This is a genomic window from Tsukamurella sputi (genome assembly GCF_007858445.1).
GTDB lineage: Bacteria > Actinomycetota > Actinomycetes > Mycobacteriales > Mycobacteriaceae > Tsukamurella > Tsukamurella sputi.
Window position 1 is genome coordinate 175,483 of the sequence record NZ_VIGV01000004.1, and the last position, 20,535, is coordinate 196,017.

Consider the following 20,535-nt stretch of genomic DNA (forward strand, 5'->3'; position numbering starts at 1 on the left):
TTACCGCTCAAGACGGGGGACTGCTCTGCTCAGCGGAGCACGTCGTAGATGGCCGGGTGCGACGTGTCTACACAGCCACTCCGGCCGGCGTTGAGGAGCTCGACCGCCTTCGTGCAGTGATCGGCGAACTTTCCTGTGAGCTTCTGGACCGAGATTGACTACCGTTGTGGTTGTTGTTAGTTGCCGGGTGGGACTAGTCGAGCTGCGTGGTGAAGCATCGTGGTGAGGACGTCAGTATCGATGCGATCAGCGTTCGCGAACGACAGGCTCGCCGCTCCGGCCTTTACCTTCCCCAGTGTGGGAGCGTAGACCGGCGCGAGGTGTTGGTTATCTTCGGCGGCGTTGACGTACAGGTTGAGATGGCTCGTCTGCCGGGCGAGACCAATGAGGAGCCACCGCGCCGGTAGTTGCGGCGCACGGCGCGGTTGATCGATCACGCCGTGTCCGATGATCGACTGGTGGGTTGTGCCCCAGAAGGCTCCTTCCATAGCATCCGCTCGGCGTCGGGAAGCACGGAAGTGATGTTGGTGTCAACGCGAACCAGCGACCCCTCGGGGTTGTTCGCCATGAAAAGCCGTCGACGCATTCCGTCGATGGTCGTACAGTGTCGGCACGAGTCACCTCCCGCTTCGTTGACAGTGGATTGCCAGGATCGGGTGGCATTGTTTCGGTGTGTTCACTGATATCGCCGGGATTCCGGCGCATCCCTTGTTCGTTCACGGTGCTGTGGTGTTGGTGCCGCTTGCAGCTCTGTTACTGGTGGTCTGCGCATGGTCGGCTCGGGCCCGCGACCGCGCGGGCTTGGTTCTCCCGGTCCTTGCGCTTGCTGCGGTGATCGGCTGCTATCTGGCGAAGGAGTCGGGGGAGCGGTTAGAGAAGCGGCTGGCGATGGCTTCGATGCGCGCGCAGATCGAGGATCACTCGACGCAGGGGACAGTCACGTTCTTGTGGTCTATTGCCTTGTTCGTTCTTGCGGTGATGGTGTGGGCCGGTTCTAGTTCGTGGGTTCATCGGAAGGTTCCGGTGATGGCCGCTCTTCGTGGGCGGGTGGGCGCAATCGCGCTCGGTGTTCTGTCTGTTCTTGTTGCCGTCGGTGGGATCGTCGGGGTGGTGATTGCAGGGCATTCGGGCGCGGCGATGGTGTGGTCAGGCATTTGACGATCGGGTGATCGGGCTGCGGCGCGCTGCGGTGGCGGATCTTGGTTTAGGTGAGGCTTGTGGTTCCGAGGAGTCGGCCGATCGCGTAGGTGATGGCCATGGCGGCTGCGCCGCCGACGAGGAGCCTGATGACCGCTGTGCGGCGGTTGGCGCCGCCGAGCGCGGCTGAGGCGTAGCCGGTGACGGCGAGTCCGACTGCGACGGCGAGCACGATCCAGAGCATGCGGTGCCAGGCGATCAGGGAGGCTGCGATGGGGATGAGCGCGCCGAGGCTGAACGCGACCGCTGACGATAACGCCGCTGCCAGGGGATTGGTCAGTTCTTCCTGGTCGATACCCAACTCGATGTCGAGATGAGCACGCAAGGGGTCGGCGGCAGTGAGTTCACTGGCGACCTGCCGGGCGGTCGCCTCGCTCAGTCCCTTGGCGGTGTAGAGGCCGACGAGTTCGTCGAACTCCTCTTCCGGCTGCTCCAGAAGTTCCCGTTGCTCTTTCGCGATCCACGCCTTCTCGGTGTCACGCTGGGTGCTCACGGATACGTATTCACCGAGGGCCATTGCTGATGCGCCTGCTGACAGTCCGGCGACGCCGGCGACCAGAATGGCTCCGGGGGTGGCGGCGGTTGCGGCGACGCCGATCACCAATCCCGCGGTGGAGAGCAGGCCATCGTTGGCTCCGAGGACTCCGGCTCGGAGCCAATTCAGCTTGCTCCCGACTGCGCCGCTGTGCGGCTCACCGTCGTGTCCTGAGCATTCTGTCGCGGTGTCGGCGATCCCGTCCCTGTTCGTCACAGCGGCCAGACTAAACGCTGGTCAGCGGCCATTTCAACGAACGTGAGGCTACCCTAGTGCAGGGATGCCAGCGCTTGCTGAGGCAAGCCGACGCTCGCTCGTAATGCGCCCGGTGCCAGGTTTCTAGGCGACCTTAGGTCGGGCTCAAAACGGGCTGCCTTGGCGCAGGCCGAATCGCTTGAGCAGTAACTGCGGCGGGGCAGAAGCAGGCGATGCTCAATTGGATCAGGATGAGCGAGACAACGATGAGCGAGACAACACTGAGTGCAGACCAACGCCATGAAGGTGCTCACCGAGCACGAAGATGGAGTGGCCCGCCGCGTCTATTTGTAGGGTCCGTCCGGCGCCGAAGTCGAGCCGGTTAACTGGTACCTCGCGCACCTGATCGACGCCGAGTACAGCCCGAACACAGTCGCGGGATACGCCTACGGTCTGCGGCATCGACTGAAGTTCCTCGCGGCCAAGGGACTGAGCATCAACGACTTTCGGACACCGACAGCGTTCGAGTTCCTCGGCTACCTCCGCCGGATCCCGTCCGGGCGTCCCGAGCAGCGTCTCGGCCTGGCGGGCGCCACCGATCACGGGCGGTTGCTCGCTCCTTCGTCGGTGCAGCGGAAACTCGCGGCGACGTCCAGCTTTCTACGAGTGGGTGATCGCGATCGAGTACCACCTACGGGAGTGGGCATGGTCGGAGATCAGAACTGTCACCACTTTGGAGCAACAAGCGCGGGGAATACGGACCGCGCTGGTCTACCGCCTCATACTGATTCCCGGTCAGCGGGCAGATGCGCTAGAAGAGCGCCGTCCACAGCGACGGAGACTCTGGTATCGCCTCGTGAATGCCCCGGACACCGGTTCATCATTCGTAGCGTCTGTGTTCCACGTCCCGAAACCGCGGACGATCAGCGAATTCATGTATGCAGCCGCACCCGAACAGTGCCGCGATCTAGTGCCGCCGCGCCGCCGCTGACCACCCACAAACGAACTGAGCACCACCGAGCCCTCAGCCGCCACCATTGCGCCCCGTCCAGTCACACCGGCGTCGCCGACAGGCGACGCGTAGATCCGCGATGAGGCCCACAGCGCGCCCGGAACACCCGGGGAAGCGGATCGAAGGCTTCTTCGACCGGCTCAGCGATAGGTTCTTCGGCCGCTGACCCTCACTCCTCGTCCGGCGAGACGATCAGATCCGCCAGGTAGGCGTCGAAGGACTCGGCGACGGGGTACTCGATCTCGATCCGCTCGGTGTCGATGACGGTGACTGCTGGGTCGATGCCCAGGCCGGTCGTGTCGGTCGGTGAGTGCCGGTAGTCGAGACACAGGTCCCAGTGACCGCCACCGTCGAAGGAGATCAGCCAGTGCGGATCGGGCGGGATCGGGACGCCCTCGTCCTCGTCCGGCCACTGCCACCACGCCTCTTTGGCGAGGTGCGGGAACTTCTCACCGATACCGCGGATGGTTTCGTGGAGGATGTCGAAGTCGCGGTCGTGGGGGAGAGTCACGCGGATGGGCCCGCCGTTGCGGTACATCAGGAGCGCCACGAGGGAAAACGGAAGCCGAACGCCCAGTTCCTGTTCCGCTGCGGCCAGGGACTCCGGCGTGAGGGGCTCCTGAATATACGGCTCGTACTGCTCATGTGACCACACCTGTTCCGGCTCCATGCGGTCAGACTAGAAGCGACGACCGGTCATTCAACTCCTAGAATCTAATATCCGCTACGATGCATGATCGTGGCGGACGGAGACGACTGCGGCAAAGAACGGTGGCTCCTACCGAGGTAGGAGCCACGTTCATCGGCACTCAGCTCGAGTTGCCACTGCCAGCAGACTGGGCCTGCGGGACACCTTCGCGCCAGGCCTACTAAGCGACAGTCGTTTTCGAGATCCTGATGAGGTGCCAGGCGCCGACAACGAATAGTATCGCGGCCATCGCGCCTTCGAATAGGGTGGACAATACCGGCTGATTCGATACGACCGACAGAACCGCCAGCAGCACCCCCACGAGGCACAAGACTGCCGCTGCGATGTAACGAGTCCGCTTCTGGCGGGCAGGCGATGCCTTCAAATTTGAACGCCGGATGCCGCGTCCAACAACGAGCGCCACGACAGCGAGCGCTACGGCCGCTACAGTCAAAATGATGTGGTATGTAGTCACTTCGGCACCGTCCAGTTCCTGGCTTCCGACTCTACTTGCATGTCACCTCCTTGGCGTAACCATTCCCCCATGACAGCACCCGCGGGCAGAATCGCCAGTGCACCAACGCTGGTCTCAGCGAGACTCCTCCCGTAACCACACCGGAGCAGCCGCCTACCGGTCCGTGTCGGCAGTTCGATCCGCACGATATCCCTCGCCTGTCCCGTGGAAGCGCCCGGGACCTCGTCCAGGGATGCGCCGGACCCCTGTATCGATGCTCGCCGGCATCGTCGCCGCCGTGCTGCGACCGATTTGTACGTCTCACATGCTGGGCTATTACTTCGCACAATCACCCAATGTGCAAAAGCTAAAGCAGCACAACAATGCGTCGACATCAAGACGTGGACCATGAACGGATTCACACCTTATGTGCAGCAATAAACTCCCTAGGTTGATTGAGGCCATATCGCTAGTATGACCTGATCGAAGGCCGTAAATTGGATGGCTTATCAGCTTCAGCGTATTGACATATTGAATTCCGTCCGGCGACCAGTATTTGTTTCAACAGATTTGCAAGAGTTGGCTCCCCCGTGCCTCTACTTGGGCGCGACCCTGAACTTTGCGATATCGATTCGCCCGTTGCGCCGTGTATGCGACACACGGATGAAACCGTGTGCCAGTTCGTAGATGATCAACCGATGTCGATCCTCCCGATGTCACCCAACTCTCGCAGGCGTAGATGGCGAGAAGTCGAGCGGCCACACGGGCGCGCGCGTCGCAATGTAGCGGGAGGCATCCAATCTGAAGAGTGGAGCCATGGACTCATCTCCTCAGAGGCTATGCAGCAGTGGACTGAGGTCTTTGGCGACAGCTCCGACTGCGTTAAGGTCATCGACCTGAACGGCTCCCTTCGGAGTATCAACAACGCGGGCCGGAATGCCCTAGGGCTTGGCCCGGACGATCAATTGGGAATACCTTGGCTTGAGGTGCTTCCGTCGAGTATTCGAGACTCAGGGATTGTTGCAATCCGCGATGCCGCGAGCGGGACCCCGGCGCGTTTCGAGGGACAGACCAAATCCGACGCCGGTGTCCAAATCTGGGACAACGTCCTGACCCCGATCATGCGAGCTGGCCGGCCAGCGGCTGTCTTGTGTATCTCACGAGATATATCCAGCCTGTATTCGAATTACTCGGAGGTGCGCGCCCTTAGTGAAACCGATGAGCTAACTTCGCTCCTGAACCGCCGCGGACTACTCAAGGGCGCCCGCTCCGCTCTCCACGCTCCACGGCCGGCTCTATCGGCTGCCGGCCTGGTGCTCATCGACGTCGACAATCTCAAGGGCATTAACACCACCTATGGCTACGCGGCCGGCAACGCAGCAATCCGGCAGGTGGCAGCGACGATTCGAGCAGTTGTACCGCCTGGCGCGGTAGCCGGACGGTGGGGCGGAGACGAGTTCGCCGTTATCACCGCCGGTCGCCGCATGTCGGAGCAGCTGCATGAGATCGAGACGAGGCTCTACACCGCGCTATGCGCCACAGGCACTCGTGAATTCACATCGCCTGTTACCGCCACTATCGCAGCCGCACGGTTCCCGACCGAAGGCGGGAGCGTCGACGCTCTGGTTGACTCCGCCGGTCGGAAGCTCATGAGCCGCAAAGCCGCTCGGCAGATCTGACCGCGGGGACCGCGAGCGGCGCGCGGCTTGTACTGCGGCCACCGGCACGTACGAGACCGTCTCCACCCGAACATCCTGGTTCTCCACGGCGGCGCACTCCTGAGACGAAGAAGCCGGCCCCTCACCCAGGATCGGTGAGGAGCCGTTCTGGTGCTTGCCTTGCGCGAGGTCTCGGACTGCGTATGAGCGTTGCCTGTGCAACACTGGGCCATGCACGATGACGAACAGGTGATTTGGGGCGACTTCGCGGTGGATCGCCCAAACGAAGACCCGCCTCATGGCGAGACGCCGCCCACACCGCAAGGGTTCGTCATCGACGCCGGCGCCCTATACCTGTACCGCCGGGGCGAGGAATGGGCCCAGGTGAGCATGGGCAAGACCAAGGGACGGTACCGTGCCCCGATCCTCCTGGCTGTTGAGGCCCCGGGGACATGGACCAGGGTCGTGCCAGGTCACTAGATGTTGTACTTCCGGGATCAGCCGCGCCTCGGCGTACCGGATCGTGAAGGACGTAGAGGTCGCGGTGTGAGGCGACCACATGTGCGCGCAAGGGGCAGGGATGTCACAGGTTGCTAATGCAGCGGCCCCGCCACGAGGGCGGGGCCGCTGCATTCCGCTAGTTGATTCCAGCGTTGGCCTTGGTGGGGACGGTGTAGCCGAAGCGGACCTCAACGGTGGTGCTGTCGCTCTCCGCGCCCGCGCAGCGCGGTGCCGCCTGCGCCGCGCCGCCTCCGACGACGACGGTGCTCCCGGCGGTCAGCTTTCGGGGGCGCCGAGGAGGGGCCCAGGCAAGTAGCCGCCGTGCCATTTGACCCAGACGCCCGGTCATGGTAGGGCAGGCGCCGCCGACGAGCGCGAAGTACCGCTTGTTCGGTAGCAGGAGGTCCTTCGGGACTTCGCACAGCGGCGGGACCGCGGCGGGACTCACCAGCTGCGGGGTGATCGACCACGTCCGTCCGTGGACGTGGACGGCCTGCGGGGCTGCCCTGCCACCAGTTGTTGCCTCCGAAGGGGTCGTACCCCCAGTACCAGATGTCCACGATGTACCAGATGCCCACGATCGTGACGGCGAGAACGACGGCGACGGCGAATGTAACTCGTTGGACGGTTCTCATGGTCGTCTACTCGCCCGGGTACTTCAGGTGCGCGAAGGGGGCAAGCTCCTGGCAGCGATGCTCACGGCGCGCGACGCCACCGTCACGGTTTGTCACTCCCGGACCCGTGACCTCGTCACGCACACCAGCCGCGCCGAGACCCTCGTCGCCGCTGCGGGCCGGCCCGGCTTGATCACGGCCGCGATGGTGCGTTCGGGTGCGGTCGTCGTAGATGCCGGATTCGCTCCGGGAGAGGTGTCGGAGGAGGCTGCCGCGGTCGCCCGGGCTGCGTCACCGGTGCCGGGTGGTGTCGGGCCAATGACGATCGCGATGTTGCTGGCTCAGACGGTGGATGAAGCGGCGGTGAGCGTCAGCTGATCACTCCGGCTCGATCCCCAGCGCCCTGAGCCGCGCCGCGAGCCGGCGCTCGACCTCCGCCTCAACGAGATCGACCGCAGGCAGCGGAGGCGTGTCGGGCTTGGTGGCGAGCGGTGCAGCGACCTTCGCGCTCATCCGCTCGGCGAGCCGGACGTCGGCTCCGGCCGCTGCCACCAGGTAGCGCTGCGCGACGCGCACGTTCCGATGCCTGAGCCTTTGCATCATCTCCGCCAGCGTCGCTCCGCTCTCCGCGGCGAGGGTGTTGCCGGTCCTCCTCAGGTCGTGGAAAACGAATCCGTCGAGCCCGGCGGCGTCTCGCGCGCGCCGCCATGATCGATGCAGCGTGCCGGTGTTGATTGGGTGAGATGGATCGTTGCGCTGAGGGAACAGCCAGGCCGAGGGGTCGGCTTCGACGTAGTTCTCCAGGTGCTTCCAGAGGGCACGCGACAGATGTGGCGGCACCACCACTGCAGCGGCGCTCTTGTCCGCCTTCGATCCCGAGACGATCAGCTGCGCGGGCTCGTCAAGGGCGCGCCCATGGTGCTGCACGACGTGCCGCCGGATACGCAGCCGCAGGTTGGGTGCAAGTGGGGGATACGCCGTGGGGTCGACCTCGACGTCGCGGCGTTGTAGGCCGATGACCTCACCGACGCGCAGTCCGCACCACGCAGCGAGGAGCGCTGCGGCACGGTCCTGCGGCGGCAACACGTCGAGCAGCTGGGTTAACTGCTCTGCGGTCGCGGTCCGCGCCTCGCGCACCGGCGGGGTATCCCCAGCTCCTCGGATCTTGAGTGGGACCTCGGTGAGGTGGCCGCGGTCATGGGCGAGCCGCAGCGCGGCACGCAGCGCGGCATAGGTACGCGCGCGCTGAGTAGGGCGTTCAGGGCAGAGCTGCGCATACCACTCGTCGCACCGTTCGCGGGTGAGGTCGTCCAGCTGCAGATCGCCAAGCTGGGGCAGAACGTGGAGGCGCATCCGCCCGGCCGATTGTGCGCGATGCTGGTGGCTGGGGATCGTCGCGAGCCAGGCCTCCGCGGCGTTGCGCACAGTAACGGCAGGCACTGCAGTGGTGGTCGTGGCGGTCGTTGGGGGTGTCCACTCGCCGTCGTCGATGCTCCGGCGCACCGCTGCGAGCGCGGCCTCGGCCTGCCGGACGGTTCCGAAGGTCCCGGCTGAATAGCTGCGGCCGTCGGGGGGCGGTGTATCGCGCCTGCAGCCTTCCTGATGGCACGCGTCGGACCGATCCGAACCCGCCCTTGCCTGCCACTCCGCCGCTCCTACGTCAATTTGGCACATCTCGGTCGTGCCAGATACGTGCCAGATCGAAGTGCAAATTCAGGCAGAACCTGTCCATCGCGTGACACGCAGACTCTCGCATCGTCGCAGTTCACTGATAGCGCGGCGGAGGTTGTGGTATCGGCGTACCGTCCAGCACATGTGCCGGAACATCACTGAACTGCGAGGGCTCGAGCCTGCCGCCACCGACGAGGAGATCGAGGCCGCCGCGCGGCAGTACGTGCGCAAGATCTCGGGCATCCAGAAACTCAGCGATGCCAACCGTGACGCCTTCGAGAAAGCCGTCGCGAAGGTCACCGCCGCCACCGAGGAACTGCTCGACGCGCTGCCCGCACGGCGGCAGCCGCCGAAGACCGTTCCGCCGTTGCGCCGGCCCGAGGTACGGGCGCGAATCGAGGCCAGGGCCGCGGCGGGAGCCTGAGCCCGCGCGGCCCGCGCCGCGCTCGCTCAGTCCCCGGTCGCCCCCGCGCCGGTGGTCGAGCCGGTGCCGGTCGCCGGGCCATCCGCCGGGCCGTCCGCGGCGGGGTGACCGGCGGTCGCGGTCGCAGGTGGCTCGGTCGCGCCGACCGCGCTCGCCGCGCCGGCGACGGGTGCGGGCTCGGTCGCGGAGGGGCGCTCGCGGGAGGTGCTCGTCTCGGGACTGCTGGTCTCGGGACTGCTCGTCTCGGGACTGCTCGTCGCCCCCGCGAGGATCCGTCCGTTCTCCGCGGCCACGGCGCCCGCCGCGTCCAGCCCGGCCTGGACGGCGGCGACGGGATCGCCGGTCCGCGCGAGGGTCGTCGCCGTGGCGTTCGCGGTCTGCGTCGCCCCGAGCAGTGACAGCTCGGGAACGTAGAACGCCGCCGCGAAGAAGGCGTTCGTCCCCCGCGTGAGCGCCGTCTCGGCCGGACCCTGCGGCGCCGGCGTGATACCGAAGGGCGGGGGCGTCGTGAGCGGCGGTGGCGTCGCGGCGACCGGCGGCAGCGGCTCCCGCAGTGCTGCGTACAGATCCGCGCGCAGCGCATCCACCGACCCGGTGCCGCCGCCGATCCGCATCAGGTCGAGCAGGCCGATGACCACCCCGTTCTGGAACCGCGGCACCACCTGGTTGAGGTCGTTGCCGATGATGCCGGTCATCGCGGCGTCCGCGGGCCCGGTCACTGCGGCCGCGCCCGCGCCGAGCGCCCGAAACGGCCCTCCCGGGGCCGCGACCAGGGCTGTACCCGGCGCCGCGAGAACGCCCGCCGGTACTCCGATCGCGCCCTGCGCCACGTAGGGGCAGATCGCTGCGCAGTTCTCCAGCTGGTTCTGCGCGAACTCGCCGAGCAGGGCGCCCGGCGCAGGCGCGGCCGCGAAGGCCGGGGCGGCCGCGCACACGGCGGACGCCACCGCGAGGGGGAGTGATGATCGCAGGCGCACGACAGTGAATCTACTCCGGATGTGACGCCGTTCACAGTGTGTACCTCCACCCGCGCCTCCACCCTCGGGTGGATCCGATCGTCGCAGGTCACGGGCATCGTCGAGGTCATGACACCGGCACTGACACTGAGATCCCTGACCAAGACCTACGCGAGCGCGGCGGGCGAGCGGTTCGCCGCCGTCGACGACATCGACCTCACCGTCCGGCAGGGCGAGGTCGTCGCCTTCCTCGGCCCCAACGGCGCCGGCAAGAGCACCACGATCGACATGATCCTCGGCCTCATCGCCCCGGACTCCGGCACCGCCACGCACACCGGCACCGTCGCCGCCGTGCAACAGTCGGGCGGCCTCCTGCCCACCCTCACCGTGCAGGACACCGTCGAGCTGATCGCCGCGCTGCACCCCGGATCCGACCCGGAGGCGGCGATCGCCCGCGCCGGTCTGGACGACCTGCGCAAGCGGCAGGTGGGGAAGTGTTCCGGCGGGCAGCAGCAGGCGCTGCGGTTCGCCCTGGCACTCCTCGCGGAGCCCGACCTGCTGATCCTCGACGAGCCCACGGCCGGCATGGACGTCGACGCGCGCCGCCGGTTCTGGGCCGCCGTCCGCGCCGACGCCCGCCGCGGCACGATGGTGCTGTTCGCCACGCACTACCTGGAGGAGGCGGACCAGTTCGCCGACCGGGTGGTGATGATCGCCGGCGGGCGGATCGTCGCCGACGGCGCGACCGCCGACGTCCGGGCCGCCGCCACCGGCCGGCGGATCTCGGCGGTTCTCGGGCCCGACGGTGCCGCCGCCCTCGTCGCGGCCGTGCCCGGCCTCCGCGTGGTGGAGGTGCGCGGCGAGCGCACCGTCTTCGCCGTCGACGGCGATCCGCGCGCGTCCGACGACGCCCTCCGATTCCTGCTCACCCGTACCGACGCCCGCGACGTGGAGACCGTCACGCACGGTCTCGAAGAGGCGTTCCTGCAGCTCACCGAGGAGAAGGCATGACCACCACCGCGACGACCACCACCGCGACGACGCCCACGGCCTGGGGCCTCACGCCCCGTTTCCTCCTGCTCGACGTGCGGCGCCAACTGCGCAACCGGCAGACCCTCATCATCACGACCGTCCTGCCCGTGGTGCTGTACCTGGCGCTGCACACCCAGGCCGGGCCGGACGCACGATTCGCGCACGGCGACTTCGCCGCGTGGATGATGATCGGTCTCGCCCTGTACGGCTCCGCCGCCGCGGCGACGACGACGGCGGCCCAGGTCGCGGCCGAGCGGTCGACGGGCTGGGTGCGCACGCTGCGGCTCACGCCCCTGCGCCCGCCCGGGTACATCGCCTCGAAGGTGGTGAGCGCCCTGACCATGTCCGCGCTCCCCGTCGTGATGCTCGCTGTGCTGTCCGCGGCGACCGGTGCGCACGCCGAACCGCAGGTCTGGGTGCTGTCCCTGCTCATCGCGTGGCTCGGGTCCGCGCTGTTCGGGGCGTTGGGACTGGCGCTGGGCCTCGCGCTGCGGCCCGAGATCGTGATGCACATCCCGGGGCTGCTCCTGACGGTGCTGGCCTTCGGCGGCAACGTCTTCTTCCCGCTCTCCGGCGGGATGCTGACCTTCGCGCAGTTCACGCCGATGTACGGGATCACCGCGCTGGCCCGCTATCCGCTCACCGGCGGCGAGACGCTCACCGGCGTGCACACGTCGTTGCTCGGAGCCGCGATCAACGTGGTCGTCTGGTTCGCCGTCTTCGCCGGCGCGGCCGCGATCGCCTACCGGCACAGTGCCGAGCGGTAGTCGGTTTCCGACTGATTGTGACTCGGATCACACCGGCGTAACCTGGGGATATGTCCACTACTCGAACCACACCGAACCTCGTCGAGCGGGTGAAGTACCTGATGGGAATGCGCCTGCCCGATTCCATGCGCGACTGGGTGGTCAACGACGCCACCGGCCCCGGCCACAACCGTCGCTTCTTCATCCGCGGGGCGCTGATGTTCGTGCCCTTCCTCGTCGTGGCACTGATCCTGCCCTCGCCGCTGTGGGTCAAGCTGGCGCTGGTCGCGATGATGGCGCTGCCGGCGATCGTCTTCGTCGGCGGCCTGCGCTCGATCTACCTGCAGGAGCTCCTGGTCGACAACGGCATCGATCCGCACACCGAGAGCGGCAGGCAACTCGAGGAGCACCGCCGCCGGGCGCAGGTCTACGAGCAGAAGTACCGGCACCGGGCGGCGTAGCCTCGCCGGGTGACGGCAGAACGCTCATGGGCTCCGGGGCACGTCCTCGACCTGCACGGCACCGTTGGGGTGCTCCGCCGCGGCGCGGGCGATCCGGCCTATGCGCGGACGCCCGACGGTTCCCTGTGGCGCGCGGTCGGCACGCCGGACGGTCCCGGGACGGTCCGGCTGCGCCTCGCCGACGGGACGGTGACGGCGCAGGCGTGGGGGAGCGGGGCGCAGTGGCTCCTCGAACACGCTCCGGCGATGGCGGGCGCCGACGACGACCCGTCGGCCCTGGTTCCGCAGCACGACGTCGTCGAGCGGGCGGTGGCCGCATCGCCGGGCCTGCGGCTGGCCCGGTCGAACCGGGTCTGGGAGACGCTGGTCCCGACCGTGCTGGAGCAGAAGGTCGTCGGGGCGGAGGCCTTCCGCGCATGGCGCTACCTGCTCCGCCGGTTCGGCACCGTCGCCCCGGGGCCGACGGGCGGTCCGGACCTGCGGGTGCCGCCGGCCCGCGATCAGTGGGCCGCGATCCCCGCCTGGGAATGGCACCGGGCCGGTGTGGAACCCGTCCGCATGCGCACGATCATCGGCGCGAGCGGCATCGAGGTGGAGCATCGGCCGGAGCGGCTCGGAGCCCTTCCCGGCATCGGGGCGTGGACCGTCGGGGAGCTGCTCGGCCGGGCCTGCGGCGATCCGGACGCCGTGCCGGTGGGCGACTACCACCTGCCGCGCATCGTGGGAATGGGATTCGTGGGCGAGGCGTTGGACGATGCCGGGATGCTCGAGGTGCTCGAGCCGTACCGCGGCCAGCGCGGCAGGGTGATCCGGCTGCTCGCGCGGGCGGGAGTGGACCGGGAACGACGGGGTCCGCGGGTGGCCGTGCGCGACTACCGGGCGTGGTGAGGGCAACTCTTTTGACCATGGTGAGTTCAGCACGGTAAGCTGGGGAGCCGTGCCTGGCGAATGCTAGGACGATCTCACGTGTCCATGCGTAGGCCGGGTGACCGGAACCGCTCACGGACGCGCGACACGCCCGACCTCGGGGTACGTGCGAGGCGGGTAGCTACTTCCCGGAAACGGGACTGACCAGCGGATTCGGCGCGAGCCGAGGAGGCCGGTGGGGCCGCGCTGCGGAAGTCGCCTTCATCCATCCGCGGATGAGTCGAGGCGCTTGCCCGGAGCTACAACCGCAGCAGTAGGAAAAGTCGGCCGGACGGCCGGCGACAGCCGAAACGAAGGAAACAGCGCTTCTATGCCAACTATCAACCAGCTGGTCCGCAAGGGCCGCCGGGACAAGGCCTCCAAGACGAAGGTGGCCGCCCTGAAGGGCTCGCCGCAGCGTCGTGGCGTGTGCACCCGCGTCTACACCACCACCCCGAAGAAGCCGAACTCGGCGCTTCGTAAGGTCGCCCGCGTCCGTCTGACGAGCTCGGTCGAGGTCACCGCGTACATCCCCGGCGAAGGTCACAACCTTCAGGAGCACTCGATGGTGCTCGTCCGTGGCGGTCGTGTGAAGGACCTCCCGGGTGTTCGCTACAAGATCATCCGCGGTTCGCTCGACACCCAGGGTGTCAAGAACCGCAAGCAGGCGCGTAGCCGCTACGGCGCGAAGAAGGAGAAGGGCTGATGCCTCGTAAGGGACCGGCGCCCAAGCGCCCCGTCGTCAACGACCCCGTCTACGGTTCGCCCGTGGTCACCCAGCTCGTGAACAAGGTGCTCCTGGACGGTAAGAAGTCCACCGCCGAGCGCATCGTCTACGGCGCCCTCGAGGCGACCCGTGAGAAGACCGGCACCGATCCGGTTCTCACGCTGAAGAAGGCGCTCGACAACGTGCGCCCGTCGCTCGAGGTCAAGAGCCGCCGCGTCGGTGGCGCCACCTACCAGGTGCCGATCGAGGTGAAGGCCGGTCGCGCCAACACCCTCGCGCTGCGCTGGCTGGTGACCTTCACGCGGCAGCGTCGCGAGAAGACCATGATCGAGCGTCTCGCCAACGAGATCCTCGACGCGAGCAACGGTCTGGGCGCTTCGGTGAAGCGTCGCGAGGACACCCACAAGATGGCCGAGGCCAACCGGGCGTTCGCGCACTACCGCTGGTGATCTGATCCCCGAGCCGGCCGCCGCACGGCGGCCGGCGCGGGTCACCGGAAGCAAATCCATCCTCTTAAGAGAACGAGGCTTACCACCGTGGCACAGGAAGTGCTTACCGACCTCACGAAGGTCCGCAACATCGGCATCATGGCGCATATCGATGCCGGTAAGACCACCACCACCGAGCGCATCCTCTTCTACACCGGTGTGAACTACAAGATCGGTGAGACCCACGACGGTGCCTCGACCACCGACTGGATGGAGCAGGAGAAGGAGCGGGGTATCACCATCACCTCCGCCGCCGTGACCTGCTTCTGGAAGAAGAACCAGATCAACATCATCGACACCCCCGGGCACGTCGACTTCACGGTCGAGGTGGAGCGTTCGCTCCGCGTGCTCGACGGTGCCGTCGCCGTGTTCGACGGCAAGGAGGGCGTCGAGCCCCAGTCGGAGCAGGTGTGGCGTCAGGCTGAGAAGTACGACGTCCCGCGTATCTGCTTCGTCAACAAGATGGACAAGCTGGGCGCCGACTTCTACTTCACCGTGCGCACCATCGAGGAGCGCCTCGGCGCGAAGCCGCTGGTCCTGCAGCTGCCGATCGGCGCCGAGGACGAGTTCGACGGTGTCGTCGACCTGCTCGAGATGAAGGCCATCACCTGGCGCGGCGTCGTCGAGATCGGCGCGGAGCCGACCATCGAGGAGATCCCCGCCGACCTCGCCGACAAGGCCGCCGAGTACCGCGAGAAGCTGCTCGAGACCGTCGCCGAGTCCGACGAGGCTCTGATGGAGAAGTACTTCGCCGGCGAAGAGCTCTCGATCGACGAGATCAAGGCCGCGATCCGCAAGCTCACCGTCAGCCGTGAGCTGTACCCGGTGCTGTGCGGTTCGGCGTTCAAGAACAAGGGCGTGCAGCCCATGCTCGACGCCGTGATCGACTACCTCCCCAGCCCGCTCGACGTGCCCTCCATCGAGGGCCACGCCGTCGGCGACGAGGAGAAGATCCTCTCGCGCAAGCCCAGCAAGGACGAGCCCTTCGCGGCCCTGGCCTTCAAGATCGCCGCGCACCCGTTCTTCGGCAAGCTGACCTTCGTCCGCGTGTACTCGGGTCACATCGACTCGGGCACCGGCGTGCTCAACGCCACGAAGGGCAAGAAGGAGCGCATCGGCAAGCTCTTCCAGATGCACGCCAACAAGGAGATGCCGGTCGAGGACGCGACCGCGGGTCACATCTACGCGATGATCGGTCTGAAGGACACCACGACCGGTGACACCCTCTGCGATCCGGCGAACCCGATCGTGCTCGAGTCCATGTCCTTCCCGGACCCGGTCATCAACGTCTCGATCGAGCCGAAGACCAAGTCCGACCAGGAGAAGCTCGGCGTCGCGATCCAGAAGCTCGCCGAGGAGGATCCCACCTTCTCCGTCGAGCTCGACGAGCAGACCGGCCAGACCGTCATCGGCGGAATGGGCGAGCTGCACCTCGACATCCTCGTCGACCGCATGCGTCGCGAGTTCAAGGTCGAGGCCAACGTCGGCAAGCCGCAGGTGGCCTACCGCGAGACGATCCGTCGTCCCGTCGAGAAGCACGAGTACACCCACAAGAAGCAGACGGGTGGCTCGGGCCAGTTCGCGCGCGTCATCATCAAGCTGGAGCCGCTGGAGGACGCCGAGGACGGCGCCACCTACGAGTTCGTCAACGCCGTGACCGGTGGCCGCGTGCCGAAGGAGTACATCCCTTCGGTCGACGCCGGCGCCCAGGACGCGATGCAGTACGGCGTGCTCGCGGGCTACCCGCTGGTGAACGTCAAGGTCACGCTGCTCGACGGCGCGTACCACGACGTGGACTCGTCCGAGATGGCGTTCAAGATCGCCGGCGCGCAGGCCTTCAAGGAGGCAGCACGCCAGGCCGGTCCCGTCATCCTCGAGCCCATCATGGCTGTCGAGGTCACGACCCCCGAGGACTACATGGGTGACGTGATCGGCGACCTCAACTCCCGCCGTGGCCAGATCCAGGCCATGGAGGAACGCAGCGGTGCCCGCCTCGTGAAGGCTCAGGTCCCGCTGTCGGAGATGTTCGGCTACATCGGCGACCTCCGGTCGAAGACCCAGGGCCGGGCGAACTACTCCATGGTCTTCGACTCGTACGCCGAGGTTCCGGCGAACGTGTCGAAGGAGATCATCGCGAAGGTGAACGGGGAGTAGTCCTCCCCGCTCTCCGGAGCGTGGCGCCTAGGCGTCTGGCGCCTCGGCGTCGAAAACAACCGAAAGATAAACACCCTTGCAGGGCAACCGGCCCCGCAAGCACTACGTCCAGGAGGACACAAAGTGGCGAAGGCGAAGTTCGAGCGGACCAAGCCGCACGTGAACATCGGCACCATCGGTCACGTCGACCACGGCAAGACCACCCTGACGGCTGCCATCACCAAGGTTCTGGCCGAGAAGTACCCGGACCTCAACGAGGCCTCGGCGTTCGATCAGATCGATAAGGCGCCCGAGGAGAAGGCTCGTGGCATCACGATCAACATCTCGCACGTCGAGTACCAGACCGAGAAGCGCCACTACGCCCACGTCGATGCGCCGGGTCACGCCGACTACATCAAGAACATGATCACCGGTGCCGCCCAGATGGACGGCGCGATCCTGGTCGTGGCCGCCACCGACGGCCCGATGCCGCAGACCCGCGAGCACGTGCTGCTCGCCCGCCAGGTCGGCGTGCCCTACATCCTCGTCGCCCTGAACAAGTGCGACATGGTCGACGACGAGGAGATCCTCGAGCTCGTCGAGATGGAGGTCCGCGAGCTGCTGGGTTCGCAGGAGTTCGACGAGGACGCCCCCGTCGTCCGCGTGTCGGGCTACCAGGCGCTCCAGGGCGATGCCAAGTGGGTCGAGTCGATCGTCGAGCTGATGAACGCCGTCGACGAGTCCATCCCGGACCCCGAGCGTGAGACCGACAAGCCCTTCCTGATGCCGGTCGAGGACGTCTTCACGATCACCGGTCGTGGCACCGTCGTCACCGGTCGCGTCGAGCGCGGCATCATCAACGTGAACGAGGAGGTGGAGATCGTCGGCATCCGCGAGAAGTCGACCAAGACCACCGTCACGGGCATCGAGATGTTCCGCAAGCTGCTCGACTCGGGCCAGGCGGGCGACAACGTCGGCCTCCTCGTCCGTGGCCTCAAGCGCGAGGACGTCGAGCGCGGCCAGGTCGTCGTGAAGCCGGGCACCACCACCCCGCACACGGAGTTCGAGGGCCAGGCGTACATCCTGTCGAAGGACGAGGGCGGCCGCCACACCCCGTTCTTCAACAACTACCGTCCGCAGTTCTACTTCCGTACCACGGACGTGACCGGCGTCGTGACCCTCCCCGAGGGCACCGAGATGGTCATGCCCGGCGACAACACCGAGATGAGCGTCAAGCTCATCCAGCCGGTCGCCATGGACGAGGGCCTGCGCTTCGCGATCCGCGAGGGTGGCCGCACCGTCGGTGCCGGCCGCGTCACCAAGATCATCGCCTGATCTAGGTAGTCAGCCGTGAACGGCGCCTCTCCCGGAAGGGAGGGGCGCCGTTTCGCATGTCCGGGAGGACTTCTCCGGTCCGACGGTGCGCCGCTCAGCCGCCGCAGCCGCCTCCGCCGCAGCTGCTACTGCTGGAGGACGAGGAGCAACTCGACGACGAGCCGCAGCTGCTGAAGCTCGACGAGGAGCAGCTGGACGAGCCGCCCGAGCCGCCGCCGACCGTGAAGGCGGGCGTCATCGCGCCGGCCTGCGCCGCGTACGCGCTCGCGGCGAGCGTGGGATCGAGCTGGGCGAGCCCGACGACGCCGAAGAGCGCGGCCCCGTACGCCGCGGCGGCGGTGCCGTACGTCCGGATCGACGGCTTCAACCGCGGGTGCAGGTGGGCGTGCCGCTGCCGCGCCGCCGCGAGCTCACGCCGCCCTGCGGGCGTGAGCCTGCGCGTGCGCAGGGCCAGCACCAGGAACAGCGCCGTCAGCGCGATCACGGCGGCGGTGAGGAAGCCGACGGGCTTGCCGCCGGCCGCACCTGCGACGATGCGGATCACCCCGAGCGCGATCACCGGCAGGAGCAGCACCGCCGGGCCCGCCGAGCGGGGCCGAGCGCGCAGCAGACCGTCGCGCACGAGCCCGGAGCGGAGCTGCCGGAGCGGCGCCTCGAGGTCTCTGACCAGGGACGTCGACCGCTTCTCGAGCCGGTCGGCGACGCTCCGCACGAACCAGTCGAGCGTGGCGCGGTCCTCCCGGGTGACGGGGCGGACGGTGCGCCCGTCCGCGTCGATGATTCCGGCGGCGCGGAGCTGCGCGAGGGCCGCGACCACCGCGTTGCCGTCCGAGATCAACATCCCCGTCTCGACGGGGCTCAGCACGGCGATCCGGTGCCGGGGGCCGCGTCCGCTGGTGCGCGCGACCAGCACGGCGATCACCGTGAGCACGCTCAGGAGCAGGTACCCGATGAGGAAGTCCGCGCTCGGAATCCCCCAGGTGTCGCCGGCGAGCAGATGGTGCGTCATGGGAAACCCCCTCGTGTTCGGTCTGCGCTCAGACTGGCGGTGGAATCGCGATCGCGCTACTGCGAGAAGGCATCCGACGCCGAATCGAGACCGATTCCACGGCAGATTCTCATGACGCGGCCGTCTCGTGTGCGGTCCGGCCGGCTGATTTCCCGGGAGACGGGTGCGCGGAGCACGGCGTTCGGTGGATAATCCGTCTACACGTGGGGCGGAGCCCCACCGGGAGCGAGGAGTACCACGGATGCCGAAGCTGATGAGGGCGCTGGCTGCGGGGATCGCGGCAGTGGGGCTCGCCACGCTGGTCCAGGCCCCGGCGCACGCGGACGGCCGCCTCGACGAGGGGCGCTTCGTGGTCGCCACGAAGAACCTCCACGACTTCACCAAGCCCTTCGGCGGCCGGACCACCGACGCCCAGATGGTGCGGTTCGGCTACAGCGCCTGCGCCGCGCTGGACCGGAACCCCGCGAGCACCGCCGCCGCCACGCGCGCCCTCTACAACGACGAGCGCGCGTACCCGCTGTGGGAGCGGCAGCAGGTGGTCTTCTACGCCGCGCAGTACCTGTGCAACCGTCACTGGGACCGGTACAAAACCTACCCGTGATCGCCGTTCAGCGGGCCAGGTAGCGCGCGAAGGTCCACCCGTACACCGCGGACTCGAGATCGTGCCGAGCGGCGGAGATCGTGACCTCCACGAGCGCGCGCTCGACGAGCCGGGCGCGGAGCGCGGTCCCGTCGGGCGGATCACCGCCGGCGGTGAGTGAGCGCGGAGGTACCCGGGCGAGGTTCAGTGCGTCGGCGAGCGCGTCCTGGTCGAGCAGCAACTGATCCACCACGGCGGACGGGACCTCCTGGCCGGCCGAGAGATGGCGCCGGGCCTCCGTCCGGGCCTCCTCGACCCCGATCGCGTACCGGGGCACGACGGTGACCCGCTCCAGATCGCGCAGGAGGGCGCGGGCCTGCCGGTCCGCCTCGTCGGCCGGCAGGGCGCGGATGTGGGCGACCCGCGCGGGGGAGGCCACCGATTCGAAGCGCGTGACCCGATGCGGGAGCACCTGGCCGGGATGCCGTTCGCCGACGAGCTTCCAGGGCCCGTTGGGAATGTGGTGCGCGCGGCTCGGGTGGGTCGTGGCGACCGCGCGGATCGTGTAGCCCTCCGCCGCGGCGAACTCGACCAGCTGGCGCACCGGATCGTCGACGGTGGCCCACGCGGCGGCAGTGGGTACGTTCCACAGCACCCGCACTCCCGCGGGGACGATCGTGCCCAGCGGCATCCAGCCGGCGTCGGTGGTGGTGGCGACGAGCAGCGGCTGCGAGTCGCGGGTGAGGTACGCGACGGCCCAGTTCAGGCCGGACTCGGGAAGGTGCGGGCCGCCGCGGAGTGAGCCCAGGATCGAGGCGACGACGCTGCGAACCTGTTGGATCGCACTATCTTCCGTCGATGGAGCGCCGGGCGCGGGTGGCCGGCCCACCGGAACGGGAACGAGCAGCGGCAGGTCGATGACACCCTCCTCCTGCGACCGTCGTGATGCGATCGCAAGTCTATCGGATGCGGTGCGCGGCCGCCGCGCGCACCGAAGGGCCCGGCGCCCGACGGATCGGGGCACCGGGCCCTAGGAGTGCGGCTAACCGCTCTTGCGGCGGAACTGCTGCTGGTGGCTCTCCGAGCCGTGCGGGGTCTGCGGTTTGGTGGATCCGTCCAGATGCGCGGACCCCTGGCGATTCGACGCGTTCTTGCGTTCGAGTGCTTCCTTGAACTTGTCGGCGATACCGTCGGCGGGCATGGTGTCTCCTCT

The 20,535-nt window shown here is 67.6% G+C and carries 22 protein-coding genes and 1 pseudogene; 14 read left to right on the top strand and 9 right to left on the bottom strand.

Annotated elements, in window-relative coordinates; genetic code table 11:
* Positions 1-176: 176 nt before the first annotated feature.
* Positions 177-488, bottom strand: coding sequence for a hypothetical protein (locus FK268_RS13670; RefSeq protein ID WP_146434901.1), 312 nt, complete (start codon positions 486-488; stop codon positions 177-179).
* Positions 489-672: 184 nt separating this feature from the next.
* Between FK268_RS13670 and FK268_RS13675 the strand changes: the two genes are divergently transcribed.
* A complete protein-coding gene (locus tag FK268_RS13675; protein ID WP_146434904.1) occupies positions 673-1,158 on the top strand; it encodes a DUF2231 domain-containing protein in 486 nt (161 codons plus the stop codon).
* Positions 1,159-1,204: 46 nt separating this feature from the next.
* Here the strand turns inward: FK268_RS13675 and FK268_RS13680 are convergent, their stop codons facing one another.
* Positions 1,205-1,948 (bottom strand): VIT1/CCC1 transporter family protein, encoded by a 744-nt coding sequence (locus tag FK268_RS13680; protein ID WP_231707078.1) that lies wholly within the window; start codon positions 1,946-1,948, stop codon positions 1,205-1,207.
* Between the two features lie 378 nt (positions 1,949-2,326).
* On the opposite strand from FK268_RS13680, the pseudogene FK268_RS25320 reads away from it, so the two are divergent.
* A pseudogene (locus FK268_RS25320) lies at positions 2,327-3,022 on the top strand (hypothetical protein); the annotation flags it as partial.
* Positions 3,023-3,108: 86 nt separating this feature from the next.
* On the opposite strand, the gene FK268_RS13690 reads toward FK268_RS25320, so the two are convergent.
* Positions 3,109-3,609, bottom strand: a complete 501-nt coding sequence (locus tag FK268_RS13690) for an SMI1/KNR4 family protein (protein ID WP_146434906.1) — start codon at positions 3,607-3,609, stop codon at positions 3,109-3,111.
* A gap of 1,311 nt (positions 3,610-4,920) precedes the next feature.
* Between FK268_RS13690 and FK268_RS13695 the strand changes: the two genes are divergently transcribed.
* Positions 4,921-5,760, top strand: a complete 840-nt coding sequence (locus tag FK268_RS13695; protein WP_158636108.1) for a sensor domain-containing diguanylate cyclase — start codon at positions 4,921-4,923, stop codon at positions 5,758-5,760.
* A gap of 616 nt (positions 5,761-6,376) precedes the next feature.
* Here the strand turns inward: FK268_RS13695 and FK268_RS24680 are convergent.
* A complete protein-coding gene (locus tag FK268_RS24680) occupies positions 6,377-6,688 on the bottom strand; it encodes a hypothetical protein (protein WP_166443483.1) in 312 nt (103 codons plus the stop codon).
* Between the two features lie 214 nt (positions 6,689-6,902).
* Here FK268_RS24680 and FK268_RS25020 point away from each other — a divergent pair, with 214 nt between their 5' ends.
* Positions 6,903-7,232 carry a Rossmann-fold NAD(P)-binding domain-containing protein gene (locus FK268_RS25020; protein ID WP_231707079.1) on the top strand — a complete coding sequence of 110 codons (330 nt, stop codon included), beginning with the start codon at positions 6,903-6,905 and terminating at the stop codon, positions 7,230-7,232.
* On the opposite strand, the gene FK268_RS13710 is transcribed toward FK268_RS25020, so the two are convergent.
* Positions 7,233-8,279, bottom strand: a complete 1,047-nt coding sequence (locus FK268_RS13710; protein WP_158636109.1) for a tyrosine-type recombinase/integrase — start codon at positions 8,277-8,279, stop codon at positions 7,233-7,235.
* Between the two features lie 388 nt (positions 8,280-8,667).
* On the opposite strand from FK268_RS13710, the gene FK268_RS13715 reads away from it, so the two are divergent.
* Complete coding sequence (locus FK268_RS13715; RefSeq protein WP_146434918.1) at positions 8,668-8,949, top strand: DUF2277 domain-containing protein; 282 nt, start codon at positions 8,668-8,670, stop codon at positions 8,947-8,949.
* 26 nt (positions 8,950-8,975) lie between these two features.
* On the opposite strand, the gene FK268_RS13720 is transcribed toward FK268_RS13715, so the two are convergent.
* Complete coding sequence (locus FK268_RS13720; RefSeq protein WP_146434920.1) at positions 8,976-9,926, bottom strand: hypothetical protein; 951 nt, start codon at positions 9,924-9,926, stop codon at positions 8,976-8,978.
* 108 nt (positions 9,927-10,034) lie between these two features.
* On the opposite strand from FK268_RS13720, the gene FK268_RS13725 reads away from it, so the two are divergent.
* From FK268_RS13725 to tuf, 8 genes are all read left to right on the top strand, one after another.
* The gene (locus FK268_RS13725; RefSeq protein WP_146435847.1) at positions 10,035-10,916 is read left to right on the top strand and encodes an ABC transporter ATP-binding protein; all 882 of its coding nucleotides are present in this window, start codon (positions 10,035-10,037) and stop codon (positions 10,914-10,916) included.
* Complete coding sequence (locus FK268_RS13730) at positions 10,913-11,704, top strand: ABC transporter permease (RefSeq protein WP_146434922.1); 792 nt, start codon at positions 10,913-10,915, stop codon at positions 11,702-11,704. The genes FK268_RS13725 and FK268_RS13730 overlap by 4 nt, the downstream gene beginning before the upstream one ends.
* Positions 11,705-11,754: 50 nt before the next feature.
* Complete coding sequence (locus FK268_RS13735; RefSeq protein WP_146434925.1) at positions 11,755-12,144, top strand: DUF5313 family protein; 390 nt, start codon at positions 11,755-11,757, stop codon at positions 12,142-12,144.
* A gap of 9 nt (positions 12,145-12,153) precedes the next feature.
* Positions 12,154-13,032 (top strand): DNA-3-methyladenine glycosylase family protein, encoded by an 879-nt coding sequence (locus tag FK268_RS13740; protein ID WP_146434926.1) that lies wholly within the window; start codon positions 12,154-12,156, stop codon positions 13,030-13,032.
* A 349-nt stretch (positions 13,033-13,381) separates the two neighbouring features.
* Complete coding sequence (gene rpsL, locus FK268_RS13745; RefSeq protein WP_068522692.1) at positions 13,382-13,756, top strand: 30S ribosomal protein S12; 375 nt, start codon at positions 13,382-13,384, stop codon at positions 13,754-13,756.
* Positions 13,756-14,226 (top strand): 30S ribosomal protein S7, encoded by a 471-nt coding sequence (gene rpsG / locus FK268_RS13750; RefSeq protein WP_068533086.1) that lies wholly within the window; start codon positions 13,756-13,758, stop codon positions 14,224-14,226. The genes rpsL and rpsG overlap by 1 nt, the downstream gene beginning before the upstream one ends.
* An 87-nt stretch (positions 14,227-14,313) precedes the next feature.
* Positions 14,314-16,419, top strand: a complete 2,106-nt coding sequence (gene fusA, locus FK268_RS13755) for an elongation factor G (RefSeq protein WP_146434929.1) — start codon at positions 14,314-14,316, stop codon at positions 16,417-16,419.
* A 123-nt stretch (positions 16,420-16,542) separates the two neighbouring features.
* On the top strand, positions 16,543-17,733 hold the full coding sequence (tuf, locus tag FK268_RS13760; RefSeq protein ID WP_146434931.1) for an elongation factor Tu: 1,191 nt from the start codon (positions 16,543-16,545) through the stop codon (positions 17,731-17,733).
* 94 nt (positions 17,734-17,827) lie between these two features.
* Here tuf and FK268_RS13765 read toward each other — a convergent pair whose 3' ends face one another.
* On the bottom strand, positions 17,828-18,742 hold the full coding sequence (locus FK268_RS13765; protein ID WP_146434934.1) for a TIGR04222 domain-containing membrane protein: 915 nt from the start codon (positions 18,740-18,742) through the stop codon (positions 17,828-17,830).
* 241 nt (positions 18,743-18,983) lie between these two features.
* Between FK268_RS13765 and FK268_RS13770 the strand changes: the two genes are divergently transcribed.
* Entirely contained in the window at positions 18,984-19,343 is a 360-nt protein-coding gene (locus tag FK268_RS13770; RefSeq protein ID WP_146434937.1) for a DUF732 domain-containing protein, read from the top strand.
* Positions 19,344-19,350: 7 nt separating this feature from the next.
* On the opposite strand, the gene FK268_RS13775 is transcribed toward FK268_RS13770, so the two are convergent.
* The gene (locus FK268_RS13775; RefSeq protein ID WP_146434939.1) at positions 19,351-20,211 is read right to left on the bottom strand and encodes a hypothetical protein; all 861 of its coding nucleotides are present in this window, start codon (positions 20,209-20,211) and stop codon (positions 19,351-19,353) included.
* Between the two features lie 153 nt (positions 20,212-20,364).
* Positions 20,365-20,523 carry a DUF5302 domain-containing protein gene (locus FK268_RS24225; RefSeq protein ID WP_158636110.1) on the bottom strand — a complete coding sequence of 53 codons (159 nt, stop codon included), beginning with the start codon at positions 20,521-20,523 and terminating at the stop codon, positions 20,365-20,367.
* Between the last annotated feature and the right edge of the window lie 12 nt (positions 20,524-20,535).